Annotated in this window: 11 protein-coding genes and 1 pseudogene; 7 read left to right on the top strand and 5 right to left on the bottom strand. The window is 68.8% G+C overall.

The genetic code is table 11. The features are described from left to right. A pseudogene (locus tag ACRDPS_RS01505) lies at positions 1-948 on the top strand (hypothetical protein); the annotation flags it as partial. 74 nt (positions 949-1022) lie between these two features. Continuing rightward, positions 1023-2243, top strand: coding sequence for an acyltransferase family protein (locus tag ACRDPS_RS01510; RefSeq protein WP_431499846.1), 1221 nt, complete (start codon positions 1023-1025; stop codon positions 2241-2243). A gap of 2 nt (positions 2244-2245) precedes the next feature. Here ACRDPS_RS01510 and ACRDPS_RS01515 read toward each other — a convergent pair whose 3' ends face one another. From ACRDPS_RS01515 to ACRDPS_RS01525, 3 genes are read right to left on the bottom strand one after another with little or no spacing between them, the layout of a single operon-like run. Further along, entirely contained in the window at positions 2246-2722 is a 477-nt protein-coding gene (locus ACRDPS_RS01515; RefSeq protein ID WP_431499847.1) for a hypothetical protein, read from the bottom strand. After that, positions 2719-4173 carry an ATP-binding protein gene (locus ACRDPS_RS01520; protein WP_431499848.1) on the bottom strand — a complete coding sequence of 485 codons (1455 nt, stop codon included), beginning with the start codon at positions 4171-4173 and terminating at the stop codon, positions 2719-2721. Before ACRDPS_RS01520 ends, ACRDPS_RS01515 begins: the two co-directional genes overlap by 4 nt. Continuing rightward, positions 4170-4844 (bottom strand): response regulator, encoded by a 675-nt coding sequence (locus ACRDPS_RS01525; RefSeq protein WP_431499849.1) that lies wholly within the window; start codon positions 4842-4844, stop codon positions 4170-4172. Before ACRDPS_RS01525 ends, ACRDPS_RS01520 begins: the two co-directional genes overlap by 4 nt. A 112-nt stretch (positions 4845-4956) precedes the next feature. Here ACRDPS_RS01525 and ACRDPS_RS01530 point away from each other — a divergent pair, with 112 nt between their 5' ends. The 5 genes from ACRDPS_RS01530 (at position 4957) to ACRDPS_RS01550 (ending at position 8204) form a co-directional block, all read left to right on the top strand. Continuing rightward, positions 4957-5763, top strand: a complete 807-nt coding sequence (locus tag ACRDPS_RS01530) for an SGNH/GDSL hydrolase family protein (RefSeq protein ID WP_431499850.1) — start codon at positions 4957-4959, stop codon at positions 5761-5763. Positions 5764-5882: 119 nt separating this feature from the next. Beyond that, a complete protein-coding gene (locus ACRDPS_RS01535; RefSeq protein ID WP_431499851.1) occupies positions 5883-6212 on the top strand; it encodes a PadR family transcriptional regulator in 330 nt (109 codons plus the stop codon). A gap of 3 nt (positions 6213-6215) precedes the next feature. Beyond that, positions 6216-6599 (top strand): DUF1048 domain-containing protein, encoded by a 384-nt coding sequence (locus ACRDPS_RS01540; RefSeq protein WP_431499852.1) that lies wholly within the window; start codon positions 6216-6218, stop codon positions 6597-6599. A gap of 76 nt (positions 6600-6675) precedes the next feature. Then, positions 6676-7446 (top strand): ABC transporter ATP-binding protein, encoded by a 771-nt coding sequence (locus ACRDPS_RS01545; protein WP_431499853.1) that lies wholly within the window; start codon positions 6676-6678, stop codon positions 7444-7446. Next, positions 7443-8204, top strand: coding sequence for an ABC transporter permease (locus ACRDPS_RS01550; protein ID WP_431499854.1), 762 nt, complete (start codon positions 7443-7445; stop codon positions 8202-8204). Before ACRDPS_RS01545 ends, ACRDPS_RS01550 begins: the two co-directional genes overlap by 4 nt. Positions 8205-8279: 75 nt before the next feature. On the opposite strand, the gene ACRDPS_RS01555 is transcribed toward ACRDPS_RS01550, so the two are convergent. Continuing rightward, positions 8280-9065 (bottom strand): metallophosphoesterase family protein, encoded by a 786-nt coding sequence (locus tag ACRDPS_RS01555; protein ID WP_431499855.1) that lies wholly within the window; start codon positions 9063-9065, stop codon positions 8280-8282. Positions 9066-9151: 86 nt separating this feature from the next. Further along, a partial coding sequence (locus ACRDPS_RS01560; protein ID WP_431499856.1) for a hypothetical protein occupies positions 9152-9399 on the bottom strand: 248 nt, incomplete at its 5' end.

Consider the following 9399-nt stretch of genomic DNA (forward strand, 5'->3'; position numbering starts at 1 on the left):
GCCAAGCATGCGGCGGAAGAGCGGGCGATCGCGCATGCCGAGAAGGTGGCGGCTGCCCGGATTCGGGACTACGACAACTCCGTGGACGAGGCCGAGCCGAAGGTCCGGGCGCTCTACGACGATGGCAGCGGCCAGTCCAACGCGCCGTCGAACCCGGAGTCATCGCCCACGAACGTTCCGGGATCGGCGAGCGCTATCGCGGCCTCCCGCGCACGGATGGCCAAGTACAACCCCGGGGTGAGCTATGCCGAGGGTGACGGCTATGACCTGATCCAGAGGGAGAAGGAGCTCATCGCGGCCGAGGAGGCGAAGAACCAACCGGAATGGAATGGCACCGAGTGGATCAACGCCGACGGCTCGACCGCACCGGCGACGTCGTACGCATCGGTTGAGACCGCTGAAGGTCTCGCCCCTCTGTCCGGTGGCACCAGCGGTGCGGCCGCATTGGGCATCGGGCTCGGCGGTGCCGCACTTGCCGGAGGCATCGCCAAGGCGGTTGCGAGCAAGTTCGCCAGTCCGGGATCGGCCACGGGCAAGGCGCCGGCTGCGAAGACGACTGGCGCCACGTCGAGGACGGCGACGGGCGCTCGCGGGACCGGGGCGTCAGCCGGCAGGAACCTTGGCGGTGCTGGTGCCCGAGGAGCAGGCGGCGCCGGTAGCCGAGCCGGTGGCCGGGGTGGCCCCGGTGGAGCGGGCAGTCGTGCAAGTGGCCGGGGCGCGGGCGGCGCCGGTGGCCGTGGCGGCAAGAAGGACGACAAGAGGGGCAGCCAGGCCCAGGACTGGCAGGCCGACTACACCGAAGACTGGACCGAGAACGTCAGTGACGTCCTGGATCCTGAGCTGAACCGAGGCCGGACGCCGACCGCTCCGGTCGACGACACCGCCGACGGGCAGGCAGACCAGATCGGCAAGAACGCCGACAGCAAGAAGGACGGTTTGAAGGGGTAGCACCCCTGGGATCGCGACGCGGTTGCGACATCGCGGTGACCCAGCGATGATGCGCCGCGGCGAGGGTGCTGCGCATGGCTGGTTCCACACATGTCCCTGCTCTCGATGGGCTTCGCGGGCTCGCGATCGGGGGCGTACTGCTCTTTCATGCCGGGATTCTCCCGGGCGGGTTCTTGGGGGTCGACCTCTTCTTCGTGCTGTCCGGGTTCCTGATCACCGGGCTGCTGCTGCGGGAGGCCGAGGCGGGGAGGGTGTCGCTGGTCGGGTTCTGGGGGCGGCGGCTGCGGCGGCTGTTCCCGGCGATCGCGGTGATGCTGACCGGGGTCACGGTGAGCGTGTGGGCGCTTCAGCGTCTTGGCGCCCCCGGCGTCGGGGCCGACCTGGTGCGAACCACGCAGAGCGATGCGCTGTGGAGCCAGCTGAACCTGGTCAACTGGCACCTGCTCGCGCAGGATGCCAGCTACTGGGATGCGTACGGACAGGCCCGGGTCTTCGAGCATCTGTGGAGCATCGCGGTGGAGGAGCAGTTCTACCTGGTGTGGCCGCTGGTGGTCGTGGCCGTTCTCGTGGCGGCTCGGAAGCGCCGGTACGCGCAGAGCGCCGTGCTCGTTGTCGCGGCGGTCGGTGTTGTCGTCTCCGCCTCGGCGATGGCGCTGCTGTGGGACCCGGCGGACCCGACCCGGGTCTACACCGGCACGGACACGCGGGCCTTCTCGCTGCTTCTTGGCGCGGTGGCTGCGACAGAGCCCGTACGCAGCGCGATCCGTTCCCTGCCAAGGAGAGGTGAGAGCGCCGGCATCCTGATGGTGGGCATCCTCGCGTCGTGGGTCCTCGCCGACGGCACCGGCTCGCAGTGGCTGTTCACCGGCGGACTGCTCCTGCACGCCTCCGGGTGCGCGCTGCTGATCGGGCTCGTCGCACAGATCGAGCATGTCGGACAGGTCGCCGAGGACGGTTCGTCGAACGCGGCCATCCTGGTGCTCGACGCGCGGCCGCTGAGATGGCTCGGCGGCGTCTCCTACAGCCTCTACCTGTGGCACTGGCCCCTGATAGTGCTCCTTCCCGCGCTGACCGGAGCCGACACCCTCGCGGTCAAGCTCGCCGCGATCGGCATCGCCCTCCTGCTGGCCACGGCATCAACGCACCTGATCGAGGCACCGATCCGATTCCGCGCGTCCTGGGCGCGAGGGCGGAGCGGTGCGAGCATCCTCGTTCTCGTCTCGGCGGTGATGCTGGTGCTCTGGCTCGGGCTTCCGGCTCCCGAGGCGCCGCGCATCGACATCGGAGAGCTCTGAGGTCACAGCGGACACAGGCGCGCGGGCCCGTCCTCGGAGGCGACGTCGGTGAAGAGCAGCCGAACCCGGGTCTCGGGGGATCCGCCGGCCTGCGTGTGGGCCGCGACCGCCGTGCAGACGATCTGGTCGACACCCAGCGGGTCGACCTCGCTGGTCGCGAGCGGTAGCCGCAGCGTGATGACGTCTGAGGTGACGGTGACCTCCGTACGCGTCACCGGGGCCGGGCCGATGGCCGTCTCGAGCCCGGAGGTGCCAGGGCCGGTGAGCAGCAGCGAGACCGCGTCGCTGACCGTTCCCAGCCTTCCGGTCTCCCTGACCTGCAGCGTGAGCCGGTCTCCGTCCACCAAGTAGAGCGGAGTGCCGCCGGCGAGTCCGGTCGGCGCCTTCGCTCCCTCCTCCACACCCGGGTCCGGCGCACCGCAGGCGGCGAGGGCCGCGAGTGTCGTGAGAGCGGTCAGGGCGCTGCGTACGGATCTCATCTCTCCTCCTCAGGGGCCGAGTTCGTCGGGAGGCGGAGGGTGAGCACCGCTCCCCCACCGGGCGCGTTCGCGGCGGTGACGGAGCCGCCGTGGAGACGGGCGTTCTCCTCGGCGATCGCGAGGCCGAGCCCGCTCCCGGGCGTGCGCGTGCGCGCGAGATCGCCCTTGTAGAACCGGGCGAAGACATGCGGGAGTACGTCGGCGGGGATGCCGTCACCGCTGTCGACCACCCGCACCACGGCCTCGTCGGCGGCGACCTCGACCGAGATCCGCACCGGCGCACGGCCGTGCCTGAGCGCGTTGCCGACGAGGTTAGCGACGATGACGTCCACCCGGCGCGGGTCGGCCCACACCGTCGCCGACTCGAGGGATACCTCGACGTCGTCCTGCCAGCCGCGGGCCCGCAGACAGCCGCGGACCACCTCGCCGAGGTCGGTCTCTTCGCGGCGGACGTCGGCGGTGCCCGCGTCCAGCCGCGCGATCTCGATGACCTCCTCGACCAGGTGCACCAGACGGCGGGTCTCGAGCACCGCGAGGTGCGCCGACTCACGGACGTCGTCGTCGACGAGGCCGTCGGCGTCCCGCGCCAGCGCGTCGTGGATGATCTCGACGGTCGCGGTGAGGGTGGTCAGCGGCGTACGCAGCTCGTGGGAGACGTCCGCGGCGAATCGCCGGGCGTCGTCCTCCATCCGCGACAGCTCGGCCATGCTCTCCTGGAGGGAAGCGGCCATGTCGTTGACGGTGTGGGTCAGGTCCGCGAGCTCGTCGGCACCGACGGGGTCGGTGCGCGCGGAGAGGTCTCCGTCCGCGAGCCGCCGGGCAGTCGTACGCAGCCGACCGACCGGCCGCAGGACAGTGCGCGAGGCCAGCACGGCGATGATCACCGCGAGCGGCAGGACCAGCAGAGCAGCTCCGGTGGCGCTGCGTACGAGCTCTTCCACGTCGTCCTCGACTCCGGAGAGATCGCGTGCGGCGTAGACCTCGACGCGGGAGGGTGTCCGGGTGCCGGTGGGGTCGGTGATCATCACCTGGGTGCCGATCAGCAGCCATGGAGAACCGTCGCTCTCGACGCGCTGGGTTCCGACCCGACCCGACCCGCTCCGGACGGCCGCCCGCAGGCTCTCCGGCACCGCCTCGGCACCGCCCGCGAGAAGGCCGTCGCCGGACTCACGGCTCCCTGAGACGACCAGCGAGTCCGCCCCGGCGGCGACCCGAAGCTGGTCCGCGGACTGCTGGGTCAGCGGATACCGCACCGACGGAGCCTCAGCGGTGATCTGGCCGACCAGTGCACTGACGTGCTGGGACTGGCTGGCCTCGACCAGCGCCTCGCTCGCCTGCCGCACCCCGGCCCAGACCGCGGCGCCGGCGCCGAGCACGGTCACGGCCAGGAAGGCGATGATCAGTCTGCTGCGCAGGCCGCCGAGCAGGCGCCATCGCTGCCGGGCACTCACAGTGGGCCGAACCGGTAGCCGAACCCGCGCGCCGTCTGCACGTAGCGAGGCGAGGCGGGGTCGTTCTCGATCTTCGTCCGCAGCCGCATGACGCCGTTGTCCACCAGCCGTGAGTCGCCGAGGTAGCCCTGCTCCCAGACCTGCTCGAGAAGCTGCTGCCGACTGAGGACCCGGCCCGGGTCGCGGGTGAGCACGAGCAGCAGGCGCAGCTCTGTCGGGGTCAGCGCGACCTCGACCCCCTCGACCGTCACCTGCAGCGATCCGGTGTCGATCCGCAGGCCGCCATGGACGCGTACGCCGTCCTGCTCCCCTGCGGCGCGCCGCAGGACCGCACGGATCCGCGCGTCCAGCACGGTCGGCTGGACCGGCTTGACCACATAGTCGTCGGCGCCTGCCTCCAGACCGGTCACGACGTCGAAGTCGTCACCACGCGCGGTGAGCATGATGACCGGCACCTGGGACGTACTCCGGATGCGCCGGCAGACCTCGAACCCGTCGATGCCGGGGAGCATCAGGTCGAGGACGACGAGGTCTGGGACTCGGTCCGCGAAGGTTGCGAGCCCGAGCTCGCCGGTCTCGGCACCCACGACCGCGTGGCCGTGTCGCTTCAGCGCGAGCTGCAGGCCACGGCGCACCATCGGGTCGTCCTCGATCAGCAGCACGTCAGGCACGGCTACGACCCTAAGCGGAGCTGGCTACCGTTCTTGTACGCCCGTGGGGACTGCGACACAACTGCGACATCGTCGCCAGGGGACCTGGACATCGGCCCGCGACCGTAGCGGCATGAACATCACACAGCATCTCCAGACCTCTCTCGTCCGAGCCGGGATCCTCACCGCTGCCGCCGTCACGGGGCTGGCCGGCTGCGGCATCGCGGCCGGATCCGACACCGACTCAGGCACCGACCCGAACAAGGACGGCTGGCACGAGTCCGGGTCCGCCCTCGAGGCCGGGGTGTCCCCCGTCCTCTTCCTCGGCGACTCCGTCGCCGCCGGGGAGGCCGCGGCGCTGACCCAGGCGGTGGCGGCCAGCGGCGCCAAGTTCGTCGACGCCACCTCGACCGGCGGCGGGAACGTCGTCGGCCCCAACGCGCAGGCCCAGTGGAAGAAGCTGCCTCGGACGCTCGCGGAGGCCGACGGTGGTGTGGTGGTCTACCAGCTCACCACCTACGACTGGGGGACCGCGGAGCAGCAGCGCGCGGCGTACGAGCGTCTTGCCTCCGAGACCGCCGAGGCCGGCGCCGACCTCGTCCTCGTCTCCATGCCGCCGATCAAGGCGGATGCCTTCTACAAGCCGCACATGGATGAGCTCGCAGGCGCGGCCGAGGTCGCACGGGATGTCGCCGAGGACGGTGAGGGCATCGAGTTCCTCGACGCGAGCGAGGTCTGGGGCCAGACGTATCAGCGCAAGCATGCCGGCGAGATCGACCGCAGCAAGGACGGCATCCACACCTGCCCGCAGGGCGCGGCGCGCTTCGCCGACTGGCTGCTCGGCGAGCTCGCCGACCTCCACCCCGGCTTCGAGCCGGCCGACGCCGAGGAGTGGGCCAACACCGGGTGGACCTCGGACAAGCGCTTCCACGGCTGCTGAACGCTTCCTGGCCAGAACAGATTCGGATAAGGACTTGCGCTCGCGCCACTACTCAGCGCTACTATGTACCAGTAGTCAGCATCACTGAGTAGCCCGAAGGGGCAGAGGGGAGGTGCCCGATGGGCAAGCAGATGACCGAGATGCTCAAGGGGACGCTGGAGGGGATCGTGCTGGCGTTCCTGACCGGCAACCCGGCGTACGGATACGAGATCACGGCCTGGCTGCGGAGCCAGGGGTTCACCGAGATCGCCGAGGGCACGGTCTACGCGCTGCTGGTCCGGATCGAGAAGAACGGGCTGGTGGACGTCGAGAAGCGGCCGTCCACCCAGGGGCCACCGCGCAAGGTCTACTCGCTCAACACCGACGGCGAGAGGCACCTCGAAGAGTTCTGGACCACCTGGGGGTTCTTGGCCGAACGGCTGGAGAACCTCCGTACGGAAGGGAAGTAAGGCATGTCTATCCGATCAATGCTCGAGACCGTCATCGGCGGGTTCGACCAGAAGCGCCGCTGGCGCCAGTACAAGGCTCGCAAGGCCGAGCTGCCCATGAGCCACCGGACGGCGATCGACGCGATCGAGCGTTACCTGTTGTACGCCGGCGGCATCGCCGACGGTGAGATCGTGACGAAGATGCTCGAGGACCTCATCGACCTCTTCGAGCAGAGTGCGGCCGACGGGACCACGGTCGACGCGATCGTCGGCGACGACCCGGTCGAGTTCGCCGAGGAGTTCGCCCGCAACTACTCCGAGGGCTCCTGGATCAACAAGGAGCGCAACCGGCTCAACAAGACGATCCGGGACATCGATGAGCCCGGCCACGAGGAGGGACGATCATGAGCGAGCGCCAGCGAGCGACAACAGGCCTCAGGCCGTCGCTTCCGTATTCTTCGATCTGCCCAACGGAGGCGACGGCATGAGCACGACAGCCGCCATCTCCGTACGAGATCTGGAGAAGTCCTACAAGGACAATCAGGTGCTGCGAGGCGTGGACTTCGAGGTGGCGCGGGGCACGATCTTCGCGCTGCTGGGGTCCAACGGTGCCGGAAAGACCACGGCCGTACGCATCCTCTCGACGCTCCTGAAGCCCGACGCCGGCACGGCGCTGGTCGAGGGTGCCTCAGTGGTCGAGGACGCTCAGCAGGTGCGGGAGGCGATCTCGCTGACCGGGCAGTTCGCGGCGGTCGACGAGATCCTCACCGGGCGGGAGAACCTGATCCTGGTCGCGAAGCTGCGGCATCTCCCCTCCCCCGGCGAGGTGGCCGACGGGCTCCTGGCTCGCTTCGACCTGGTCGAGGCCGGCGCCCGCAAGGTCGCGACGTACTCCGGTGGCATGCGGCGGCGGCTCGACATCGCCATGTCGCTGATCGGGTCGCCGTCGGTGATCTTCCTCGACGAGCCGACCACCGGGCTGGACCCGGAGGCTCGGCTCGAGGTGTGGAAGGTCGTCAAGGAGCTGACCGCGCAGGGCACGACCGTCCTGCTCACCACGCAGTATCTGGACGAGGCCGAGCAGCTCGCCGACCGGATCGCCATCCTGCACGGCGGCACGATCATCGCCAACGGAACTCTCACCGAGCTCAAGGCGCTGCTGCCGCCGGCAAAGGTCGAGTACGTCGAGAAGCAGCCGTCTTTGGAAGAGATCTTCCTTTCACTCACCGGCTCCACCAAGGGAGGACCATCATGAACAAGCACGCAATCGCCGATGCCGGCACCCTGCTGGGCCGCTCGCTGCGGCACATCACCCGCAGCCCGGACACGATCATCACCACCGCGCTCACACCGATCGCGATGATGCTGCTCTTCGTCTACGTGCTGGGCGGAGCCATCCGGACCGGCACCGACAACTACGTCAACTACGTGCTCCCCGGCATCATGATCATGGCGATCGCCTCGGGCATCGCGTACACCGCTCTTCGGCTCTTCACCGACATGAAGGGCGGGATCTTCGAACGGTTCCAGTCGATGCCGATCGCCCGCTCGGCGGTCCTGTGGGCTCATGTCGGCACCTCGATGGTCGCCAACATGCTCACCCTGGTGATCATCATGGGGGTCGCGTTCCTGATGGGCTTCCGCACCTCGGCGGGGCTGGGCGCCTGGCTCGCGGTCGCCGGGATCCTGGCGCTGCTCACCCTGGCGCTGACCTGGCTCGCGATCATCCCCGGGCTGGCGGCATCCACGATGGAAGGTGCGACCGGGTTCTCCTACCCGCTGATCTTCCTGCCGTTCATCAGCTCGGCTTTCGCACCGACGGACACGATGCCCGGACCGGTGCGCGCGTTCGCCGAGAACCAGCCGGTCACCTCGATCGTCAACACCATCCAGGCGCTCTTCGCCGATCAGCCGGTCGGGAACGACATCTGGGTAGCGCTGGCCTGGTGCGTGGGCATCCTGGTCGTCGCGTACGTCTTCGCCATGGCCGCCTACCGACGCAAGATCAGCTGATCGCTTCGAGGGTGTGCTGTTTCAGGACCGTGCTGTTTCAGGACCGTGCTGTTTCAAGACTGACGAAGAGCCGATCTACCCCTTCCGGTGGTAGGTCGGCTGCTCGTCGTGCTTGAGGTTGGCCCGGTAGAACCCCGTACGCAGCTCGTAGGCGTACGCGTCGACCTCAGGCATCTCGACGCTCGTGGCGTACGCGATCTCGGCCTCCGTGTCGTAGGGCACCCGCACCCACTGGATCCCGAACGGTGCCTCCTGGTCGCTGTCCATGACGCCATCGAGGATCACGTAGACCGGGGTCGGGTCGCTCATGCAGTTGCCGACGCTGCCGGTGTTGAAGACGGTGCGTCTGCCCCGGTCGGTCTCGTAGTAGGGATCATGGGTGTCGGCATAGCCGACGATGTCCGGCTCGGGTGAGTCGAACCCAGTGGCGTCGGTGTTCCGGAACAGGCCGACGAACTCGCCCTCGTCATGGTCGAACCTGACTCGCCTGTGGACCGTCTCCTCGGAGGCGTGGAAGAGCCTGACTCGTCGCCCGCTGATGAGAAAGTCATGACTGAACGGCAGGCTTCTGAGCCATCGCCCGTTCTCCTCCCCGGCCTGCTCCTTCCACCACCTCATCGCCTCGTTGTCGTACTCGCGCTCGGGGTCAGGCAGGAAGTCGTCCCAGTTGCCGAGAATGTTCACCTCGCACCTGGTCTTGCACAGCTCGGTGACCTCGCGTCCGCGAGGTCCCTTGCCGACATAGTCACCGAGGTTGAAGATCCTGGTGATTCCTCGCGCTTCGATGTCCGCCAGGACCGCCTCCAGGGCGGTCAGGTTGCCGTGTACGTCCGAGATCAGCGCTATGCGCTCGAGGGTCATGGTCGAAGGTTAAGGGATCGCTTTTTCCTGGGTCTGTCGACGGCATCTGGCGTACGTCGGGTTGTGCTGTCGCTCTCTGGTTCCGGTCACGTCTCGACCACGTTGGCTTCGGTGGTCGAGCCTGTCGAGACCACGTCGACCCCGGTGGTCGAGCTTGTCGAGACCCGCGGCTCCAGGGCTCGCGCCTGCCGAGACCACCCACCTCCCCCCGGCGGTCGAGCCTGTCGAGACCCCACGCCCCCGGCGGTCGAGCCTGTCGAGACCCCCACACCCCCGGCGGTCGAGCTTGTCGAGACCCCCACACCCCCGGTGCTCGAGCCTGTCGAGACCACAC

Origin of the sequence: Nocardioides sp., assembly GCF_050699375.1 — a bacterium.
Lineage (GTDB): Bacteria > Actinomycetota > Actinomycetes > Propionibacteriales > Nocardioidaceae > Nocardioides.